Below are 20832 nucleotides of genomic sequence, written 5' to 3'. Positions count from 1 at the left end.
CCGCCGGGGATCGAGGAGGATCGTGGTCACAGGGTGGCCGCGGTGACGTCCCAGTCGTCCGGCAGGATCGGCGCGACCTCGACGGTGCTCTGCACGTCGACGAACGCGCCGGTGTCGATCGACTCGGTGATGGACGCCATCACGTCGACGATGTGGAACGCCAGCGCCCCGGTCGCCCGGTGCGGCCGGCCGGCCCGGATCGCCCGCGCCATCTCCAGCACGCCGGTGCCCCGCTCGGCCACCGCCGTGGTGCTGGCGAGCGTCTCCCACTCGTCCGCGCCCCGGCGGCGGATCTTGACGTCCCCGGCGAACCCGTTCGGGTCCGGTACGGCGAGGGTCGCCTCGGAGCCGGTGATCTCGACGAACCCGGCCCGCGACAGCGGCGAGTCGAAGCTGAAGATGCTCTGCGACGACTGCCCCGACTCGAACCGCGCGATCGCGCTGACGTGGGTCGGCACGGTCACGTCGAAGTCGGTCCCCGCCAGCGGACCGGATCCGATCGTGCGCTTCTCCCGCGACTTCGAACCGAGCCCCGCCACCGCGCCGACCGGACCGAACAGCTGCACCAGCGTGGTCAGGTAGTACGGGCCGATGTCCCACAGCGGTCCCGCGCCCTCCTGGAACAGGAACGCCGGGTTCGGGTGCCAGGACTCCGGGCCGGGCGACTGCATCAGGGTCAGCGCCGTCAGCGGCTGACCGATGTCACCGCGCTCGATGATGCGGCGGGACTCCTGCAGGCCCGGACCCAGGATGGTGTCGGGTGCACAGCCCAGCCGCACGCCCGCGTCCTGGGCCGCCGACAGCAGCTTCAGGCCGCTGTCCTGGTCCAGCGAGAACGGCTTCTCACTCCACACATGCTTGCCTGCGGCAACCGCTGCCAGGGCCACCTCGACGTGTGCGACCGGGATGGTCAGGTTGACCACGATCTCGACGTCCGGGTGGTTCAGGACCGCGTCGGGACCGCCGTGGGTCTCGATCCCGTACTGGTCGGCCTTCTCCTTCGCCGCCTCCGGCCGGAGGTCGCCGATCGCGACGACCTTCAGGTCGGGGAAGCTCTGCATGCTCTTGATGTAGGCGTCGGAGATCACCCCGGCGCCGATCACCCCTACGCCGACAGCGGTCATGCCGGTGCGCCCTCTCCGGTGAGGAAGGTGTAGCTGCCCTCGACCGCGTCGAAGATCTCGCCGGTGAAGTCGTCCAGCTCGACCACGCGCAGCGCGTTCGGCGCGGCGGCCAGGATGTCCCGGACCGCGATGACGCCGTCGCCGACCGCGACCTGGGCCTTGTTGTCCAGGGTGCCGTCGCCGTCCTTGACGTGGATCGCCTTCACCCGGTCGCCGAACTTGCCGAGCAGCGCCGGTACGTCGGCGCCGCCGACGGCGGCCCAGTAGGTGTCCACCTCGAGGATCACGTCGTCGGACAGGTTGTCGACCAGGATCTCCAGCCCGTGCGCGCCGCCGATCTTCGACTCGAGCTCGAACTGGTGGTTGTGGTAGCCGACCGTGATGCCGTGGTCGGCGGCCTCGATCGCGGCCTTGTTCAGCCCGTCGGCGATGACCTTGATGTCGTCGGCGGACTGCCAGCGCGCGGGGTCGGTGTGCGGGTCGATCACGGTGGTGATGCCGAGCCGCTTCGCCGCGGCGTAGATCGGGGCGCTGTCGTCCCGGAGCAGGCCGGCGTGGGTGGTGGGTGCCGAGAGTCCGTGCTTGGGCAGCGCCTCGGCCAGCCGGTCCGCGAAGGCGGTGACACCGAAGGGTTCGACCTTCGTGTAGCCGATCTCCGCGATCCGGGCCAGGGTGGCGTCGAAGTCCTCTTCGAGCTTGCCCCGGACCGTGTACAACTGGAGGGACAGGTTGTCCACTGCGACCATGGTTTCTCCTCGTCGCCGGCGCCTCGCCCGCTGCCCTGGGGTTCACACCGACTGATAAGCCGAACCGGTTAAGTAACGACGGCAACGCTATCCCACCCGACCCCGCCGACACCACCCTCCGCCCAACCACTGGTCGGTCACCATCCCGCAAACCCTCCAACTGAGTGGAGATCCCCCGAGCTAGGGGGTTGCCCCTTCAGATTCCGAGCGGGCAACCCTCCCTCTGAGCGGGCAACCCTCCATCCGAGGGGGCAACCTTCCACCCGAGGGGGCATCCCTTCAGGTGGAGGGTTTGCGGTGTGGAGGGGATTTGATCAAATGATCACGCTCCGCGCCTGAGCGATGACATGGTGTGGAAATCCGCGCACACTGGAGGATTCCGGACCGACTCGTCAGCGGTCCGGCCGCCGTGAGGGGTGTTCGTCGTGGCTCGAGTGACCATCAAGGAGATCGCCAGACGCTGCGGCGTCTCCCAGGGCGCGGTGTCGTACGCGCTGAACAACCAGCCGGGGGTCTCCGCGGCCACCCGGGCTCGGGTCCTGAGAGTGGCCGCCGAACTGGAGTGGATGCCCAACCGGGCCGCGCGGCAGTTGTCGGCGGCGCGCAGCGAGACGTTCGGGCTCGTCCTCGCCAGGACCGTGCAGACCTTGATCGAGGAACCGTATTTCATGGGCTTCGTCGGTGGCGTGGAGTCCGTGCTGGGCGAGAAGTCGTACGCGCTGGCCCTGCAGGTCGTGGCGGACCTGGCCGAGGAGCAGGCGACGTACCGGAAATGGACCGCGGAGCGCCGGGTCGACGGCGTGATCGTGGTCGACCTGCGGGTCGCCGATCCGCGCATCCCGCTGCTGCGGAAGCTCGGGCTGCCGGCCGTCCTGGTCGGCGATCCGGCGCTCGCCGATGGGATGCCGTGCGTCTGGACCGACAGCACGGCGGCGATGAACGCGGCCCTCGATCACCTCGCGTCGCTCGGCCACCGTACGGTCGCCCGGGTGGCCGGACCGCCGGAGTTCGGCGATGTGTGGATCAGGGACCAGGCGTTCGCAGTGGCCGGCCGGAGGCTCGACCTGGACGGCCGGATCCGGCACACGGACTTCTCCGCCGCCGAAGGCGCCTCAGCGACCCGCGAGCTGCTGACGGCCGGTTCGCGGCCGACCGCGATCATCTACGACAACGACCTGATGGCGGTGGCCGGCCTGGCCGTCGTCCAAGCGCTCGGTCTGCGTACGCCGGACGACGTCACGCTGGTCGCCTGGGACGACTCGACGCTGTGCCGGATCACGCACCCGGCCCTGACCGCGATGAGCCACAACATCGTCGGCTACGGCGCCGAGGTCACCCACCGCCTCTTCGACCTACTCAACGGAGCCGCCCCACAGTCCCACCTCTACTCCACCCCACTCCTGACCATCCGCGACAGCTCAGGCCCACCATCTGGCGCGCATTCGAGCGGATAACCCTTGGTCTTGCCGCTTCTCCCCTCATATCCCGAGGAGAGAAGGGTGCATTCCAGGGGATATCCCATGGAATGCGCGGCGGTGCCGCGGTGCGGGAGCCCGGCGGTGCGGCGGTGCGGCGGTGCGGCGGTGCGGGAGCGTAGCGATGGGGTGCGGGAGTAGGGCGGGGCTAGCAGGCCGTCACCGTGACTGGTACGCCGTTCACTGCGGCGGTGCCGGCGACTGGGTCGGTGAAGTCCGCGTCCGTCACGTCGTTGGCGCTGGGGCCGGGGACCTGGTTGGCGACGGAGAGGTGGGCGCCGGGGCGGCCGTGGCCGAAGCCGTGCGGGAGGCTGACCACGCCGGGCATCATGTCGTTGCTCGCAGCAACTTCCACCGCGACCGACCCGGCCGCGGACGTCACCGTGACCAGCTGGCCGTCGGCCAGGTCGCGCTTGGCCAGGTCCTCCGGGTTCATCAGCAGCTGATGCCGCGGCTTGCCCTTCACCAGCCGGGCCGAGTTGTGCATCCACGAGTTGTTGCTGCGCAGGTGCCGCCGCCCGATCAGCAGCAACTCGCCGTCACTCCCGGTCGCGAGCGCCTCCAGCCGGGGCAGGTCGTCCAGGATCATCCGCTGGGCGAGGTCGATCCGCTTGGTCTTGTGGTGCAGCGCCCCGGGCAACGCCGGCTGCAGCGGCCCGAGGTCGACCCCGCCCGGCGACCTGCGCAGCTTCCGCAGCGACAGCCGGTACGGTCCGATCCGCAGTCCGAGGTCGACGATCCGTCGCGGCGACAACCGCAGTCGTGCCATCATCTCGACCTTGCGCCGGCTCATCGGCGTACGGCGTACCAGGCCCAGACCGAGGTCGCGGAAGATCTCCCAGTCGTGCCGGGCCTGCGGGGGCTTCGGCAGAACGGCGTCGTTCCAGCGGGAGGTGTTGCGGACCGCGAGCTGGTGGAAGATCACGTCGTAGTGGTCGCGCTCGAGCGGCGGCGCCGGCGGCAGGATCACGTCCGCGTGCCGGGTGGTCTCGTTGATGTACGGATCGACCGCGACCATGAAGTCCAGCGTGCCGAACGCCTCGTCGAGCCTGCGGCCGTTCGGCGTGGACAGCACCGGGTTGCCGGCCACCGTCACCATCGCCCGGATCCGGCCGTCACCCGGCGTCAGGATCTCCTCGGCCATCGTCGACACCGGCAGCTCACCGCCGAACTCGGGCAACCCGCGGACCCGGCTCTTCCACAACCCGAGGTGACCACGCCCGAGACCGAGCAGCGCGTTCACCGCCGGCCGCGGGAACATCGTCCCGCCGGGCCGGTCCAGGTTCCCCGTGATGATGTTGAGCACCTGGATCGCCCACTGGCAGATCGCGCCGAACTGCTGCGTCGACACCCCGACGCGTCCGTAGCACGCAGCCCGGTCGGCCGTCCCGAACTCGCGAGCGATCCGCCGGATCACCTCCGCGTCGATCCCGGTCATGCCCGCCGCGCGCTCGGGCGTCCACGGCTCGACCGCGGCCTCGACCGCCTCGAAACCATCGACGTACGACGCCGGCCGAGCGTGACCGTCCTCGATCACCTGATGGATCAGCGCGAGCAGGAAGGCGGCGTCCGTGCCCGGCCGGACGAAGTGGTGCTCGTCGGCGACCGCCGCGGTCTCGGTCCGGCGCGGGTCGATCACGACGACCTTGCCACCGCGCTTGCGCAGTTCCTTGAGCCGCCGCCCGAACCCGGGCGCGGTCATCATGCTCCCGTTCGAGGCGAGCGGATTGGCGCCGAGCATGAGCAGGTACGACGTCCGGTCGATGTCCGGCACGGCCACCATCAGCTGGTGCCCGTACAGCAAGTACGACGCGAGCATATGGGGGAGCTGGTCAATGGAGGTGGCGCTGAACCGATTCCGGGTCCGGAGTTGCCGGATCATCGTCGACAGGTGGGTGAGCGCGCCGAGACTGTGTACGTTCGGGTTGCCGAGGTAGACGCCCACCGCGTTCCGGCCGTGCTCGCGCTGGATCTCGGTCAGCCTCCCGACCACCAGTTCGTACGCCGCCTCCCACCCGAGCTCCTGCCATCCGTCGGGAGTCCGCCGGACCGGCGTGGTCAGCCGGTCGGGGTCCTCCTGGAGATCGCGCAGCGCGACCGCCTTCGGGCAGATGTGGCCGCGGGACAGCGGATCCGACTCGTCGCCGCGGATGTCGGTCACCCGGCCGTCCTCGACCGTCACGAGCACACCGCAGATCGCTTCACACAGGTTGCATGAGGTCCGCCGTACCGTGGTCGCCATTCAGCCAAACTACCCCCGGGTAGCCTGTCCGGCCATTACTCGAAGCGCGCCTCGTCGAGTCGCCCGAGGATGGCGTCGACGGTCTCACCGGCGGAGAGGTCGGAGTTGTCGAGCCAGAGTCCGCGGCGCGGGCTGAACGCGTGCAGCTCGTAGTCGAGCTCGTCGACCAGGTGGTACGCACCGCCGATCCGGCTGGAGATGACCTCGGGCCGCGGCGTCAGTACGACGAGATATCGCGGGCGGGTCCGGATCCCGTCGAGGAACTCGCGGAGCAGTTCGCCGATCACCACGTCCTCCAGGACCACGGTGAAGCCGGCGTCCGCGTACCCGTCCGCGACCTGGCAGGCGAGCCGGTAGCGGAGCTGGAGCTGCTTCTGGGCCGCGGCGCTGTCGTCGCGCATCGAGGCCTGTCCGCTGACGATCATCCGGCGGAAGACATCGCCGCGGAGGTGTACGCCGTACTGGAATCTCTCGGCCAGTAATTGGGAAACTGTCGACTTCCCCGCCGCCATGATCCCGCTGACGACGATCACCCCCTCGGACTCCATGCGGTGATGTTGCCACGCGGCGCAAGGTTTTAGTCAGGTCTCCCGGAATCTTGTCTGTAACCGGACAGAAAACCTTGGTTTGCAAGGCTTTTCAGGCCAGCAGCGATTCGATGTGGAGCCGGAGAAGTTGCCGGACCCGGGTCGGTGTGGTGCGGTCGGGCTGGATCGCCGCGTGCAGGGCCAGGCCGTCGATCACCGCGTGCAAACGCTCGACCTCGCGGCGTAGATCGAGGCCCTCTTTCAGGGCGCCGGCCTGGGCGAGTGCCTGCAGGAGCGATTCGCAGAGTTGGCCCAGTCCGTTGTGCACGGTGTCGACGTGTTCGTGCAGGGTGCCGGCGCCGGACTCGGCCTGGGCCTGGGCCATGAACGCGATCCAGACGTCGAACTCGGCACGGCGTTCGGCGTCGAGGGGGAGGGCTTCCTCGAGGTAGCGCAGCACGACCGTGGTCGGGCTGCCCTCGGCGTCCAGAGCCTCGATCCGCTGCGTCACCCGTCGGGTGACCAGGTCCATCGCGAAACTCAGCAGACCGTCCTGGTCCGGGAAGTAGTACCGGACGGCACCCGGGGACCAGCCGGCCTCGGCGGCGATGGTGCGGACCGAGGCGGCGCGGATGCCGTCGCGGCGGACCACCCGCCAGAGCGCCTCGGCGATCTCCTCGCGGCGGGTCTCGTGGTCGACGATCTTCGGCATGGGTCCTTTTTAGCACAGTCGTGTTAGAGTCTTGTCTCAACACAGTCGTACTTAATAAAACTCGGGAGGGTGAACCGCTGTGCTGCTCGCTGTGATCGCCGGGTGTGAGATCGGCTTCTGGGTTCTGCTCGCCGCCGGGATGGTGACGCGCTACCTGCTCAAGCTGCCCAGGGCGGGCCTGGTGCTGCTGGCCGCCGTACCGCTGGTCGACGTGGTGATGCTCGCAGCCAGCGTGATCGACATCCACCGTGGCGGGGTGCCGGCGTTCAAGCACTCACTGGCCGCGATCTTCATCGGGGTCAGCGTCGGCTTCGGTCATCAGACGCTGAAGTGGGCGGACAAGTGGGCCGCGCACTTCCTGGGCGGTGCGCCGCGCCCGGTCAAGCCGCCGAAGCGCGGTCCGGAACGTGCTCGTCGCGAGCGCGCCGGATGGTTCCGCCACCTGCTCGCGTACGTCGTCGGTGTCGGCATCATGATCGGCCTCGGCCTGCTGTCCGGTCGCGGGTACGACGCCGCGCTCGCGCCGGCCTGGACCTGGACGATCGTGCTGGTGATCGACGCCATCGTCTCGTTCAGCTACAGCTTCAACCGCGCCGACGACGAGGTCCGGGAGAAGGAGTCGGTCTGAGATCCCCTCGCCGGGCGCTCCGGCGTCGTACATTTCGGACATGACGACGACGGGGCGTAGCTGGGCCGGGATGACCGCTCTGGTGGTGGCGGCCGGGATCGTGATCCAGTTGATCGTGACGGCGAACGGGACCGAGGGGTTCTTCCCGGACAACCCGGACCGCGTGTTCAACGTGTTCGCGTACTTCACCATCCAGTCGAACCTGTTGCTCGGCGGGACCGTGCTGATGCTGGCCCTGCAGCCGGATCGGCCGGAGAGCACGCTGTTCAAGACGCTGCGGTTGAACGGCGTGCTCTGCATCGCCGTGACCGGGATCGTCTACCACCTCGTGCTGGCCGGCTCGGACGATCTGCACGGGTGGGCGGCGGTGGCAAACTTCCTGCTGCACACGCTGGCCCCCGTGGTCGGGGTGCTGGGCTGGCTGCTGTTCGGTCCGCGCGGGCAGACCGATGCGCGGATCGTCTCGTGGTCGATCGTTTACCCGCTGCTGTGGCTGGTGTTCACACTGATCCGCGGTGAGTTCGTCGGGTTCTACCCGTATCCGTTCGTGAACGTCGACGAGCACGGGTACGCACGGGTGCTGCTGAACTGTCTGCTGGTCGCGGTACTCTTCCTGGCTCTGGCGGCCGGGGCGACCTACCTCGACCGCCGTTTGCACCGGAAGACAACCGTCGAAAGGTAGACCCGTGCTGGTGACCTCGCGCTCGTACGCCGAGTACGAAGCGATGTTCGACCTGAAGGACCTCCCCGACTCCGTGCTCGACTGCTGTGCGGGCGGTGCCGGGTTCACCGCCGAAGCCGCCGCCCGTGGCGTCGACGCGATCGCCGCGGATCCGGCGTACGAGCTCGATCACCCCGAGCTGGTCGACACGGTCCGGCGGAGCCTGCCGGCCACGGCCGGGATCGTGGACGAGCACCAGGGGAGCTTCGTCTGGCACTGGTACGGGTCGCCCGAGCGCAAGGACCAGTACCGCATCGAGGCCGCCGACGCGTTCCTGCAGGACGTCGCGGCCGCGCCTGAGCGGTACGTCGCGGCCGGCCTCCCGGAGCTGCCTTTCGGCGACCGGCGCTTCGAGCTGGTGCTGTGCTCACACCTGTTGTTCACATGGGCCGACAAGTACGACCGGGACTGGCACGAGGCGGCGCTGCGGGAGCTGATCCGGGTGGCCAACTCCGAGGTCCGCATCTTTCCGCTGGTCATGCAGGGCGCCGGTGAGTCGGTGCCGTATCTGCAGGACATGCTGCAGGGGCTCGACGGCGTCACCTGGGAGATCCGCAAGGTGCCCTACGAGTTCCAGGCCGGGGCCGACGAGATGCTGGTCATCACTCGCACCTGACGTTTGGTGCTTCCCACCCGGTCGCCATCCCGGATGAGTTGCGCACTGACCCGCCACGAGGGGTGGGAAGCGCCAAACGGCAGCTACCGCATGCCTGCCGGGCCGATCGAGTGGCGGAGGACGTTCCACCACTCGATCGGTTGGATGGCCGGCTGGTTCAGCGGAGGTACCTGCCGCAGACGGGCCATGGGGAGGCGCCGCGCTGGGCGTAGAGCTTCTTCGCGCGGATCAGCTGCTCGCCCGCGGACGCTTTCGCCGGGCTGCCGGAGCCGCCCACGCTGCGCCACGTCTGCATGTCGAACTGGAACAGCCCGTAGTACCCGGCCGAGTTGACGGCCCGCGGGTTCCCACCGGACTCACAGTTGGCGACCTTGGCCCAGGCGCCGCTCAGGTTGGCCTTGCCGCTGGACGTGGAGCGATCCTGGGACCGGCTTTCCCGCACCTTGCGCTCGGCCTTGCGGACCTTCTTCGTCTCGACCTTGTGGGTCTTCTTCGTCTCGGCCTTCTTTGCGGAGACCTTCCTCGGCCCGGGAGCGGCGGCCTTGTTCGCGCCGTCCAGCGACAGGGTCTGCCCGATCAGGATCAGGTCCGGGTCCTCGAGGTTGTTGATCTTCGCCAGCTGATGCCAGTCGGCACCGTTCGCCTGGGCGATTTCTGAGAGGGTGTCGCCGGCCTTGACCGTGTAGTCGTTCGCGAAGGCCGCGCCGGCGCCGGCGGCGGTGATGCCGGCCCCGAGACCGGCGATCGTGATCGTCCGGGCCACCCGGCGAGTACTTCGCCGGGGGCGCGCATGTCGGGCTTTGGACATCAGGAACGCGCTCCTCGTGAGCTGGGCATGGTGAAACTCACCAGGCCCCCCGTGTCAGGGGATGGGGGCATCCGGGCAGGTCACAGGACAGCGTCCGAATGGTCACGCCACGGTAACGTCGCGACCTGAGTCATCCTGTGCGACCTTGGCCCGAAGCGCAAGGCCAATCGGGGAATCTGCCCCGGTTTTTTCCGTCGCTTGACGTAGCGAAAGCCCAACAACAGAACGGTTTCCAGTGCGACGCGCCGAAGGTTTGAGCGCGGTTGGCGGGGGTATGCAACGCTGCGCAACCGCCCGGTTTCCCGCCCGTGCAGCGGTCGGGAACAGGCCGTTTTCCCACCTGCTGGACCTGCCCTGTCTCAGCGCCGGAAGTAGCGCGGCGGGACCAGGTTGGTGGTGAGCTTCCGGATCACGTCCTGATCCGCGGCCGGCCACGACTCCCACACCTCTTTCGCCCACGCGATCAGCGCGGCCTCCACGTCCCCGACGTCACCTGCGGTGAGTACGTCGTACGCCGTGAGCCGCCCGACCGTCGCGGGTGGGGTCAGCGCGGGCCAGTCGTCGTACGAATTGGCCATGATCCCGTGGGCGGTGCGGACGTCGATAGCGCCGGAGCCGCGCTCGAGGTACATATAGAGGCCGTTCAGTGCGAACACCGGCCCGATGCGTGGGGCGTCCGTGCTGACGTGCTGGGCGCCGTACGCGTCGATCCGCAACTGGTGCAGGTGCCCGAGCCGAGCCGCGTGCTCGAGCTCGTAACCGAGCAGCTCACCGGCGACCTCCAGGCACGCCGGGGAGGCGGTGTTCTTCGACTCGCCCGGCCAGTCCGAGCGCGGGAGTACGGCGCCGCACCCGGGGCAGGCTGATTCTTTCCCCACCCCACCGCCCCGGTCAGAGGATTCGTGCGTGTCATCCGGGGAGTTCACTCGTTGATCGAAGCACGGGCACCGCCGTCCGGCAGCTGGTTTTCACCGCGGCGGCGCGGTGACTGCGGGACGAGCGACGGATGTGATGGGGGCAGAGCGGTGATCCGAGTGGCTCTCGGCCATCGTGGCACGTTGGTGCGTGGTGCACTTGCCGCGGTGCTGTCAAGGGAGAACGATCTGGACGTGGTGGCCGAGCTGGACCGCTCGGAGGACGTCCTGCAGGTGGCCGGCCGGCGGCCGCATGTCGTGCTGCTCGATCCACAGCTGCCCGGTCGGATCCGGATCGAGGAGCTGTGCCGGAAGCTGACCGGTCGCGGCGTTCTGATGCTGATCGACCACGAGGCGATCGCCGCGACCAGTCTCGCGCTGGTGAAGCAGGCGCCCCGGATCGGGCTGATCGCGACCGACGCCACCACCGACCAGTTGGTGCAGGCGGTGCGCGACGTCGCGAAGGGCCTGCCGGTGGTCGACGTACGCCTCGCCGTCGCCGCGTTGAAGGCGGGCGACAATCCGCTGACCGATCGCGAGTGTGAAGTCCTGCGACAGGTCACCACGGGCGCTACGGCGCACGAGGTCGCGCGCACCTTGAGCCTGAGCACCGGGACGGTGCGCAACTACCTGTCCCGTATCCTCGCCAAGACCGGAGCCCGCAGCCGGATCGAGGCGATCCGGAAGGCTCAGGACGCCGGCTGGATCTGACTCCGGCTGATCGTCGGCGTCCAGTTGCCGTGCAGGTCGCGGTACATGCGGGACGTGCGCATCAGGCTGACGTGGGTGCCGAGAGTCGCTTGGTTGCCGTCGAGCACCAAAATGCGCCGCGCACGCAGCGCCGAGCTGATCCGGTGCGCGATGACGATGAGCGTCCCCTCCCGCTTGGCAAACGCCTCCTCCGTCAGCCGTTCGGCCTCCGGATCCAGGAAGCAGGTCGCTTCATCCAGTACGACGAGCGGCGCCGGTGACAGGTACGCACGCACCAACGCGATCAACTGCTTCTCTCCAGCCGACAACTCACCCGGCTTGACCTCACCCGTAAGCCCGCCGATCTTCTCGATCAGGCGCTCTGCACCTACTGCCTCAACCGCGGCGCCGACACGGACCTCGATCGCGGGGAGGATCGGCCCACTTGTTGCGGCAGGCAACAAGTAGGTCAGGTTGTCGAGTACGGTCCCGCTGAAGACGTACGCCTCCTGGGGGATCAGCACCCGCGTCTCGGCCAACCGCTCGGACGTCACCTCGGCCGGCGAGACACCACCCAGCAGCAACTTCCCGCCGGTCGGCGCCAGCATCCCGCACACCAGCCCCGCCAGCGTCGACTTCCCGATCCCGCTCGGCCCGACCACTGCGAGATGCTCGCCTTCGGGAATGGTCAGCTCGAGCCTGTCCAGCACCGGCTCGGCATTCGGCCCGTACGCGAACGTCAACCCACGGATCCGGACCGCAAACCCGCCCGGAGCCTCGCCGCGCTTGGCCTCCGGTGCGGCCGTCGACGCATCCAGGATCCGCCCAAGTGTGATCACGTATCGCAGACCGCTGTCCCCGAGCGCGCTCATCACCGTGTTCAACGCCGGCTGCAACCCGATCAACACATACGTCAATCCACCGAGCAGCGTGCCCGTGCTGACCCCGCGCCCGACCAGCCACGGCCCGGCCGCCAGCAGGATCAGCAGCGGCAACCACCCACCGACCGCGAAGCACAACGTCCGCAGCGCCGCGACCTTGGCCAAGGCGCGTTCCGCCGACGCGTGGGCCTCGATCGGCTCCCCGACCAGATGCTCGGCGAACTCCTCCGTCCCGGCCGCGGTGATGTCCCGCACTCCGCCGAACACCATCCCCGCCGACGCCGCCAGCTCCTCGTCCGCCTTCAGCGATGCCCGGACCCGATCCGCCGCCATCCCCAGCACCGCCAGCGACAACGCGAACCCAACCAGAAAAGGCGGTACGACGAACGCCGCAACCAGCGGAGCCAGTGACAACAACCCGGTCAGCACACCGAACAACGTCACCGCGAAGCTCCGCAGCACCAGCACCAGCCCGGCGAACGTGTCCCGGACGATCTCCACCTGTCGATTCAACCGCGCCACCGCACCGTCGTCCCCGGACCGCAGTGCGCCAGCGACAACCCGCCGTACCAGGTCATCCCGCAGCGGCTCGACCAGATCACCCAACCGCCCGTACGCCTGACGAGCACCCGCCGCCCCCAGACACGCAGTCGCGACCAAGCCCCCAAGCCACGCGATCCCCTGCCACGCATGCCCGCCGAGAAAGCTGTCTGTCGCCCTCGCAACCGCCACACCGTAGATCGCCGTCGGCAAGATCTCCGGAACGGACCACCCGATCAACCCGACCGTGGCCCGTTTCCTCAGCGCTGCGGCGCCGTACGCCAGTTCTCCCCTCACCCGAAGACTTCGCGGTACGACGTGTTGTGCCAGAGGTCGGCGTGGGGGGCTACGGCGCGGACCTGGCCGTGGTCGAGCCAGACGACCAGGTCGGCGCGGGCCGCGGTGGCTGGGCGGTGGGTGACGATCAGACGGGTGCGGTGGTGCCGGTCTTCGGTGAGCGTGCGGCTGATCTGCCGCTCCGTGGCGGTGTCGAGGCTCGAGGTCGCGTCGTCCAGTACCAGCAGACGGTTCGCCGACCAGGCTCGGGCGAGGCCGAGCCGTTGCCGTTCGCCACCGGACATCGGTGCCCTGCGCAACGAAGTGAAGTACCCGTCCGGGAGGCGGCTGACGAAGTCGTGCGCATGCGTGGCGCGAGCGGCGGCCAGCGTGCGGATCGGACTGATCGCGTCGGGGGCGATCGCCTCGCCGATCGTCCGGCCGACAAGCTGCGGCCGTTCGAACGCGCATCCAACGGCACTGCGCAGCGCACGCCGGCTGACGGCCTGGAGGGGGATGCCGTCCAGCGACACCTGCCCGGTCGACGGATCGCGCAGTCGCGCCGCGATCGCCGCGAGTACCGACTTGCCGGCGCCGCTCGGACCCACGACCGCGACCGTCACACCACCGGGCAGGTCGAGATTCACGTTGTCCAGCAGGACATTCCCGCCCGCGACCACGCTGACTCCGTCGAACGTCAACTGCCCAGGGCCGGCCGGAATCGGGAGCGTGCCGTGGGCGATCGACTCGATCGACAGCACCTCGGCGGCCCGGTGCACCCCGGCCTTGGCGCGGGCGATCTCCCCGAGTACGCCGGTCAGGTTGCCGAGGCCGGCCCCGAGTGCGGCGTACTGCGAGGCGGCGAACAGTTCGCCTGCGGTGATGCGTCCGGCGACGAGTTGCAGTCCACCGACGGCCAGGACGGCGACCAGCACGAGCGGGCCGACGACCGCGGCCTGCGCGCCGGAGCGGGCCAGGATGCGCCAGGTGACGACACCGTGCTTGTGCAGCTCGGGCAGGAATCCGAGGATGCGGCGCTCCTCGCGTTCCGTCGTACCGGCGGCGGAGATCGTGCGGATGCCGGTCAGCGATTCGGACAGCAGGGCGGCGATCCGGCCCTGGGTCTCCTGGTAGGCGAGGCTGACGTTGGCGGTCCGCTTCGCGAACGTCCACAGGACCAGGATCACGAGCAGCACGCCGCCGAAGAACGCTGCGGCGAGCCAGGGATCGATCAACGCCAGCAGGACGAGGCTGCCGACCGGCGGAGCGATCGCGGCGACCGCGGTCACGGCTGCCGGGCCAGCTTGGGCGGCGTCGGTGGCGTTGGCGGAGACCCGGGTGACGAGGTCGCCGGTCTCGAAGTCACGGGTGCCTTCCGGACCGCCGTGCACGACGTGCTTGACCAGGCGATGCCTGAGCCACGCTGTGGTCTCGGCGACGCAAGCAGCGCCGGCGAACGCGTCGACGATGCTCGCGGCGATCCCTAGCCCGATCAGTGCGGCCGCCGCGATCAGCCACTGCGTGGAGCCGGCACCCGCCACGATCGCGTCGACCGAACGACCGAGGATCGCCGGGAGCGCCAGCGTCACGCCACTGCCGATCAAGGCATTGACCCCGATCAGCGGCAGCCACCCCCGCCCGCGCTTGGCAACATCCCCGAAGCCGATCATGACGCCGCCCCGGTGAGATCGGCGAGGCCGGTTTGGTCGGACAGGAAGGCCAGCATGTCGGCTGCCAGGCCGACACCTCCGGTGGCGTGCCCGGCGTCTGCTTCCAGGCGCAGCAGGATCGGCCGCCCACTCTCGGTCGCGTGCTGCAGGGCGGCGCACATCTTCCTTGCGTGCAAGGGATCCACGCGCGTGTCATTCCCGAAGACCGTGAACAGCACGGCCGGATACTTCACCCCGTCGACGACCCGGTGGTACGGCGAGTAGGACAACAGGTTCTGGAAGTCGTCGGGATCCTGCGCCGACCCGAACTCCGGGACCCAGCGCTCGCCCAGACCGGACAGCTCGTAGCGGACCATGTCTGTCAACGGCGCCGAGCAGACCGCGGCCGCGAACAACTCCGGACGTTGCGTGATGGCGGCCGCGACGAGCAGACCGCCGTTCGACTCGCCGCACAGCGCCAGTTGATCCGGCGTGGTCCAGCCCTCGGCGATGAGGTGCTCGGCAGCGGCGATAAAGTCGTCGAAGACCTTCTGTTTGTGCTGCCGGATCCCGGCTCGATGCGACGCCTCGCCACGCTCGCCACCACCACGGACAGAGGCGGTGACGAAGGTGCCGCCGGCCTCGATCCACGCCAGCGCGAAGGCGGAGTACGTCGGGGTCAGCGTCTGCCCGAATCCGCCGTACCCATAAAGCATCGTGGGGCGAGGCCCTTCGATGCCGGGCTCTTTGATCACGCGCAGCTCGAGCTCGGTGCCGTCGGGCGAGGTGTAGGTGAGGGTGCGCGTCTCGGCTGCTGTCGCTGCCGCGGGCTCTTGCTGCCAAGGCGCAGTACGTCCGGTGGTTGCGTCGTAGCAGTAGACCGTCGGCGGCGTGACGCTGTCGGTATAGGTGAACCAGGCTCGCGCGCCACCATCGGTGCTCAGCGAGCCGATCGAGCCGCTCCCTGGCACGTCAACGGTCCCCAGTTGTCGGCCGGTCTCGCGCTCGTGCACGGTGATCCCACCCACTATGCCGACGAGGACGACGTCGTCGAGGACCGCCAGCCCCGTCAGTGGTGCATCAGGTGTGAGGTAGTCGTGCCAGACCGTCGGATCTGCGGGATCGCCGATACAGATCCGCCCGCTAGGCGCGCCCTGCGTGGTGACGACGTACAGGCGGCCGTCCAAACCGACCGTCATGACCGTGGTCGCGTCGACGCCTTGCTGGACCGGTGTCGGCGGCTCAGCTGTGGACAGATCCGCCAGCCACAGGTCGTTCGCCGCACCGCGCACCGCCGAGATCGTCAGCCACCGACCATCGCCGCTGATCGCGAGTCCGTACGACGCCTCGGCGCCCAGGATCGTGGTGTCGTCAGGCACGCCCAGCCGGTGGCGTCGTACCTGACGGAAACGCACGTAATAGAAGGAGTCCCCGTCGGGAAGCCACGCGATCGGGGAGTAGCGGCAGCCGTCGATCGGGCCGTCGATGAGCTGACCCGTGGCTACGTCGAGGATATGGAGGACGGACTGGTCGTCTCCACCCCGCGAGACCTGGTACGCGAGCCGGCTGCCGTCCGGGGAAGGCTGCCAGCCGTCGAGCGTGCTCAGGCCGGTCGGGTCGAGCTCCAGCGGATCGAGCAATGGCCGCGAGTCGACGTACAACACCGCATGCTGCCGCCCCGCCTCCCGCCGCACCGTGAAGCACCGCTCACCGCGCCACACCGGGGTCGACACACTGCCGACGTTCGACAGCTCTCGCACTCGGTTGCGCAGGCGGAACCGGTTGGACAACGAGCCGGCGTACTCCAGCCACACGTTCTGCTGGCCCGCCAGCCACCGCACGGTGTCGTCACCCGAGGCATCCTCGAGCCACCGGTACGGATCCCCCACGGCACTACCGTGCACCTGCTCCACGAGCGGTAGCCGCTCGGCGCATGGATAAGACTGCACGGAATCCCTCACCCCTCTCATTCCGTCCTGACCAATCAACGACCGCCGGGGCTCCGAGCTACCCCGGAATCCTGAGGTCGTCCTGGTAGGGACCGCCCGGCGACCGAGGCGAGTCGGTCACCGGAGGGCCTGAACGCAGGACGGCCCCGGGTGGGTATGCCGCCCACCCAGGGCCGCAGAACCTGTCTATCCAGGTGCCGATCAGTGGCAGAGCAGCAGGCTGAGGTTGCTCGGGGTCTGCGAAGCGCAGCCCAGCACGGTCAGCGTGGAGCCGCCGTGGTGGTGGCCGCCGTGGCCGTAACCCGGGGTCTCGAGACCCTGGAGGTCGAGAAGTGCCATGTGTTTACACCTCCTTCGGTGTGGATTGTCGGGACAGGGACTCGGACCACTGGGGAGGTCCGAGGAACGGGAGGGACACCGGCGCGTCGTGCAGCGCCGTACCCAGAGCCAGCAGCACGCCGGCCGATCCGGTCGCCAGGTCCATCGAGAGACGGAGCAACTGGTTGCCCGGGTACGCGAGGCCGCCTTCGAACGGCATCGCGTGCCAGCCGAGTCCGTCGACGAGATCGTCGACCGTCGCCTGCTCCTCGCCGAGTGCCGCGGCGGTGAGGAGCAGACCGGCGCGACCCATGAACAGGCCGGGCTGGACGTAGTAGGAGCAGTGCGTCACGCGCTTGAGTTCGGCGAGCGTGGCCACGAGCTCGTCGGACGGCCGATGCCGCAAGTACCGCTCGAGAACCAGCGCGACCCCGGCCGAACCCTCTTCGAGGTACGGCAGCGTCCGCCAGCCCTGGTTCACCTGCCGCATCCCGTCCTCGGTGAGGACGGAGCGCTTGAGGTCTTGCCTGATCGCGATCTCGGCCAGATCCAGCAGCCCGGTGTCCCCGAGCCGCTCGAACGCTTCCAGGAAGAAGAGTGCCGGCCCCGACGACCCGTACATCAGCCCGGCCCGCGCATGCTGACCGCCACTCAGCTCCGGTACGGCGTTGAGGTCGCCGAGCCGGTCAGCGACCAGATCCAGGACGCGGACCGCCTTCGCGCGAAGGCTCGGCTCCGTGTCGAAGTGCAGCAGATTCAGTCCGATGCCGGCGAGACCGGAGTGCAGTCCCAGTTCGCGGGACCTCCAGTCGTCGGCGAGTGTGCGGTCGACCAGGTCCAACGCGTCCTGCCGGTATCCCAGCTCGTCCAGCACGTGTGCGACCCCGTGCAGGCCGTCGTACAGGCCCGGCCCTGTCTCGGTGTCCACGGCGCGTTTGCGCAACCATTCGTCGTACTGCGGGAAGCGCCCCGCGCCGGTCTTCGCGAGGGCGTAGAGGACGCCCGCAGCGCCGGTGGCGAGGTCGATGCCGCCGCCGTCGCGGAACTGCGCGATGTCGCCGGGGAACAGCCGATCGGTGCGCTCCGGTGTCGCACTGGCGACGATGGCCTTGGTGAGTGCCTCGCGGACCTCGGTCCATCCAGCCTCGCCCGGCAACGCGAGATCGACCATCTGCGGGTCGTGAGTCACCTTGGGGCCGACGATGGTCCGGACGGCGTCCTCGATCGTTGCCCTGGGCACCGGGAAGGTCTCGGTGATCATTTCGGCGAGCTGGAACGCCTTGCCGGGATGCATGTTCAGCAGGATCGTCGCCTGCGGGGCGTAGACACTCAGCGCGATACATGCCAGCGCGTAACGGTCGACGTCGACGCCCTGACGGTCCTGCGGCGCGGTGTACCCAGGATGCGCGAGCGTCGAGCGGGCCTTCTCCTCGGCCTTGGTCGCGACCTCGAAGTCGATCAAGGTCAGGCGGCCGTTCACGTCGAGCAGGACGTTGTCCGGGTGCAGGTCGCAGAACACGACACCGCGCTCGTGCAGCTGCCCGACGGCCTCTCCGACTCGCTCGACCATCTGCGTGGCCCACTCGGAGTACTCCGCCTTGTCGGCCTCGGTCGCATCCGGATGCGTCAACGGATAGCGCCGTACCAGCTCGCGCTGCAGCGACACCGAGTCGATGTGCTCCTGGACCAGGAAGTGATGCTCACCCAGCTGGAGGTAGTCATGCGTCTTCGGTACGACGCTCAGTCCGTCGAGCTGCTCGAGGATGTCCCGCTCGTGCGCGATCCGGGCGACCGCATCACGGCCGGCCATGTCGAGACCGGCGTACGGGCGTCCTTCCTTGAGGACGACGCGGTCACCGGTCTCGTTGTGGTGTCCGAGGTACACACCGCCGCCGTTGGAGAACTGGATGACGCCGTCGATCGTGTACGCGAGGTCGTTGGTGGTGACCGCGTTGCGGGCGTCGAGGTGGGGTTGCAGGAAGTCGGGCAACGGCACCCAGGCCGGCAGCGCGAAGGTCGGGCCGCGATGGTCGGGCACGAGCCTGCCGTGGTCGTCCTCGAGCGCCAGCACTCGTTCGCCGGTCGGGGACAGGCAGTGCCTGCTGACAAAGGCGCCGTACCGGACGAAGAGCGGACCGTGGCCGTAGCGGAGATCGCTCAGGATGTAAGGCCCTTGCACACCGTCGAGGACCCCGTCGAGCTCCTTGAGGATCAGCTCGCACTGGGCCTCGTCGGCCGGGTAGATCGTCACCAGCTTGCCGCTCGACCCACGGGGAGCGGCCTTCGAGTTGACCATCACCAGCACGGCCTCGTTGCGCAGGAACTTGAACGCGATCCCGCGGGGCACGCAGTAATCCCACACGGCTTCGAGCGTCCGCTCGACATCCGCGAGTCGCGCCGACACGTGGATCTTCCAGCCCTGCTGCGGAAGCTTGATCCCTTCCGGTGCGTAGTGCATCCAGGTCTCCCCGGGCACATGCCGCCAACCGTCCGGAACAGCCCGCGCGGTGATCGCGAGATCCGGATACTGCGCACCACGGTTGGCCGGCGTCTCGTAGAACCGCCGATCCGCAAGGCAGTAGAACTCGTAGCTCTCATGCATGACTGTCCGACCCCATTTCTCGTGGTGCCCCGCCACATCTTGGACACCCCGACCAGGGCCGGCGTAGTGCACGATGTCATCACTCTCACGTGAAGAACCCACACACTACGAGTGAGTAACTAAACACTCTTCGTTACCGAACCGCGCCCCCTGAGCGCGAATCCCCCCGTAACAACATGTCAATCCATCCCGGTGCCATCACGGCCCGTAACTTCACTCCCAGTGCCTCGTACACGCCCAACAGCCACGACTACTGTCATCCCGTGACCGCCGAACGCCGTCCTAGCGTTTCCCGCGCCGATGACTGAGCAATGGCTAGAGGTGCGCCGCCAACTGCAGCAGAACCGCTTTCGGTGGGGTGTCGAGGCCGCCGCTGACTATCCCGTGGGCCGTCGAGTGGCCGGGACGCCGTTGCTGGCGGCATCGACGTGGATCCCGGCGCAGCCGATCCCGTTGACCTCGATCCGGTTGGAGTTCGAGCCCAACGCGGAGTTCCGCGGGGTGACAGGGCTGGAACCCACGGACACGCTGCCCCTGCGACCGGACGGTGCGCGCTATTCGTCGTACGCCGCGGCCATCGCCGACCTGGCGTCCCCGGCTGTCTTTGAGAACCGCCCGACGTACAGACTCCTCTCGGCGGACCTGACCGCCGCACAACCCCTGCTGCGCCTGGGTCGAGGCACCTACTTCGACAGCATCAACACCGGAGAAGCCTCCGCCCACGAGTACGCCGCCCGCCGCCTTGGCCTGAGTGGATCGAGCCCGCTGCGCACCGCGATCGGGGAACCCTGGGACCCAACCCGCCGCCCCACCAACCTGGCGATCAGCACCCTCACCATCCGCCACGACAAGACGACCAGCGACTCCACCTTCCTGATCCACTGGCGTGATCCCGCCAAGGTGGGTCACGCCGGCGGCCTCTACCAGGTCGTCCCGTCGGGCGTCTTCCAACCAAGCGCCGACGCATCCTGGAACGAACGCCACGACTTCTCCCTCTGGCGAAATCTGATCCGCGAACTCTCGGAAGAACTCCTGGGCACGTCAGAAGACCACGGCAGCGACTCCGCCCCCATCAACTACGAAACCTGGCCCTTCGCCACCGAACTCTCAGCTGCTCTCACGGCCGGCTCAGCCCGGGCGTACTGCGTAGGCCTAGGCGTAGATCCGCTCACCTTCGCCACAGACCTACTAACAGTCCTGGCAATCGACGCCGACATCTTCGACACCCTCTTCACCGACCTCACCACCAGAAACGACGAAGGCCGCGTCCTCACACCCCAACCCTTCACCGCCGACTCAATCAACGACTTCGTCCACCACAAACCATTACAAGCCGCCGGCGCAGCCATCCTCCAACTCGCCTGGCAACACCAACTGGTCTAACCGCGCGCGACGGAAGGGTGACCGCTGTAGC

Annotated in this window: 18 protein-coding genes; 6 read left to right on the top strand and 12 right to left on the bottom strand. The window is 68.6% G+C overall.

What is annotated here, in order from left to right; all coding sequences use genetic code 11:
- Positions 1-26 precede the first annotated feature (26 nt).
- Positions 27-1124, bottom strand: a complete 1098-nt coding sequence (locus ACXC9Q_RS10020) for a Gfo/Idh/MocA family protein (RefSeq protein ID WP_457056201.1) — start codon at positions 1122-1124, stop codon at positions 27-29.
- A complete protein-coding gene (locus ACXC9Q_RS10015) occupies positions 1121-1870 on the bottom strand; it encodes a sugar phosphate isomerase/epimerase family protein (RefSeq protein WP_457056200.1) in 750 nt (249 codons plus the stop codon). Before ACXC9Q_RS10015 ends, ACXC9Q_RS10020 begins: the two co-directional genes overlap by 4 nt.
- A gap of 425 nt (positions 1871-2295) precedes the next feature.
- On the opposite strand from ACXC9Q_RS10015, the gene ACXC9Q_RS10010 reads away from it, so the two are divergent.
- Positions 2296-3324, top strand: a complete 1029-nt coding sequence (locus tag ACXC9Q_RS10010) for a LacI family DNA-binding transcriptional regulator (protein ID WP_457056199.1) — start codon at positions 2296-2298, stop codon at positions 3322-3324.
- Between the two features lie 169 nt (positions 3325-3493).
- On the opposite strand, the gene ACXC9Q_RS10005 is transcribed toward ACXC9Q_RS10010, so the two are convergent.
- From ACXC9Q_RS10005 to ACXC9Q_RS09995, 3 genes are all read right to left on the bottom strand, one after another.
- Positions 3494-5587, bottom strand: coding sequence for a molybdopterin-dependent oxidoreductase (locus ACXC9Q_RS10005; RefSeq protein WP_457056198.1), 2094 nt, complete (start codon positions 5585-5587; stop codon positions 3494-3496).
- Positions 5588-5622: 35 nt separating this feature from the next.
- Positions 5623-6135, bottom strand: coding sequence for an AAA family ATPase (locus ACXC9Q_RS10000; RefSeq protein ID WP_328525743.1), 513 nt, complete (start codon positions 6133-6135; stop codon positions 5623-5625).
- A gap of 91 nt (positions 6136-6226) precedes the next feature.
- The gene (locus ACXC9Q_RS09995; protein WP_457056197.1) at positions 6227-6826 is read right to left on the bottom strand and encodes a TetR/AcrR family transcriptional regulator; all 600 of its coding nucleotides are present in this window, start codon (positions 6824-6826) and stop codon (positions 6227-6229) included.
- Positions 6827-6905: 79 nt separating this feature from the next.
- Here ACXC9Q_RS09995 and ACXC9Q_RS09990 point away from each other — a divergent pair, with 79 nt between their 5' ends.
- From ACXC9Q_RS09990 to ACXC9Q_RS09980, 3 genes are read left to right on the top strand one after another with little or no spacing between them, the layout of a single operon-like run.
- A complete protein-coding gene (locus ACXC9Q_RS09990) occupies positions 6906-7454 on the top strand; it encodes a 2TM domain-containing protein (RefSeq protein ID WP_457056196.1) in 549 nt (182 codons plus the stop codon).
- 40 nt (positions 7455-7494) lie between these two features.
- Positions 7495-8136, top strand: coding sequence for a Pr6Pr family membrane protein (locus ACXC9Q_RS09985; protein WP_457056195.1), 642 nt, complete (start codon positions 7495-7497; stop codon positions 8134-8136).
- A 4-nt stretch (positions 8137-8140) separates the two neighbouring features.
- Positions 8141-8791, top strand: coding sequence for a class I SAM-dependent methyltransferase (locus tag ACXC9Q_RS09980; protein WP_329482507.1), 651 nt, complete (start codon positions 8141-8143; stop codon positions 8789-8791).
- Positions 8792-8948: 157 nt separating this feature from the next.
- Here ACXC9Q_RS09980 and ACXC9Q_RS09975 read toward each other — a convergent pair whose 3' ends face one another.
- Together ACXC9Q_RS09975 and ACXC9Q_RS09970 are read right to left on the bottom strand one after the other, a co-directional pair.
- The gene (locus ACXC9Q_RS09975) at positions 8949-9599 is read right to left on the bottom strand and encodes a transglycosylase family protein (RefSeq protein ID WP_457056194.1); all 651 of its coding nucleotides are present in this window, start codon (positions 9597-9599) and stop codon (positions 8949-8951) included.
- Positions 9600-9958: 359 nt separating this feature from the next.
- Positions 9959-10477 (bottom strand): DUF5946 family protein, encoded by a 519-nt coding sequence (locus ACXC9Q_RS09970; RefSeq protein ID WP_457056193.1) that lies wholly within the window; start codon positions 10475-10477, stop codon positions 9959-9961.
- A gap of 204 nt (positions 10478-10681) precedes the next feature.
- Here ACXC9Q_RS09970 and ACXC9Q_RS09965 point away from each other — a divergent pair, with 204 nt between their 5' ends.
- On the top strand, positions 10682-11224 hold the full coding sequence (locus ACXC9Q_RS09965) for a response regulator transcription factor (protein WP_457056192.1): 543 nt from the start codon (positions 10682-10684) through the stop codon (positions 11222-11224).
- Here ACXC9Q_RS09965 and ACXC9Q_RS09960 read toward each other — a convergent pair.
- The 5 genes from ACXC9Q_RS09960 to lanKC form a co-directional block, all read right to left on the bottom strand.
- Positions 11203-12921, bottom strand: a complete 1719-nt coding sequence (locus ACXC9Q_RS09960; protein WP_457056191.1) for an ATP-binding cassette domain-containing protein — start codon at positions 12919-12921, stop codon at positions 11203-11205. The genes ACXC9Q_RS09965 and ACXC9Q_RS09960 overlap by 22 nt on opposite strands.
- Positions 12918-14570, bottom strand: a complete 1653-nt coding sequence (locus ACXC9Q_RS09955; protein ID WP_457056190.1) for an ABC transporter ATP-binding protein — start codon at positions 14568-14570, stop codon at positions 12918-12920. The genes ACXC9Q_RS09960 and ACXC9Q_RS09955 overlap by 4 nt, the downstream gene beginning before the upstream one ends.
- A complete protein-coding gene (locus tag ACXC9Q_RS09950; RefSeq protein WP_457056189.1) occupies positions 14567-16498 on the bottom strand; it encodes a prolyl oligopeptidase family serine peptidase in 1932 nt (643 codons plus the stop codon). Before ACXC9Q_RS09950 ends, ACXC9Q_RS09955 begins: the two co-directional genes overlap by 4 nt.
- Positions 16499-16699: 201 nt before the next feature.
- The gene (locus tag ACXC9Q_RS09945; RefSeq protein WP_130387812.1) at positions 16700-16837 is read right to left on the bottom strand and encodes a SapB/AmfS family lanthipeptide; all 138 of its coding nucleotides are present in this window, start codon (positions 16835-16837) and stop codon (positions 16700-16702) included.
- 4 nt (positions 16838-16841) lie between these two features.
- Positions 16842-19418, bottom strand: a complete 2577-nt coding sequence (gene lanKC / locus ACXC9Q_RS09940) for a class III lanthionine synthetase LanKC (RefSeq protein ID WP_457056188.1) — start codon at positions 19416-19418, stop codon at positions 16842-16844.
- Positions 19419-19718: 300 nt separating this feature from the next.
- Between lanKC and ACXC9Q_RS09935 the strand changes: the two genes are divergently transcribed.
- Positions 19719-20801, top strand: coding sequence for a hypothetical protein (locus tag ACXC9Q_RS09935; protein ID WP_457056187.1), 1083 nt, complete (start codon positions 19719-19721; stop codon positions 20799-20801).
- Positions 20802-20832 lie beyond the last annotated feature (31 nt).

Source organism: Kribbella sp. CWNU-51, from assembly GCF_054073265.1.
This window is presented reverse-complemented; position numbering and strand designations above follow the sequence as displayed.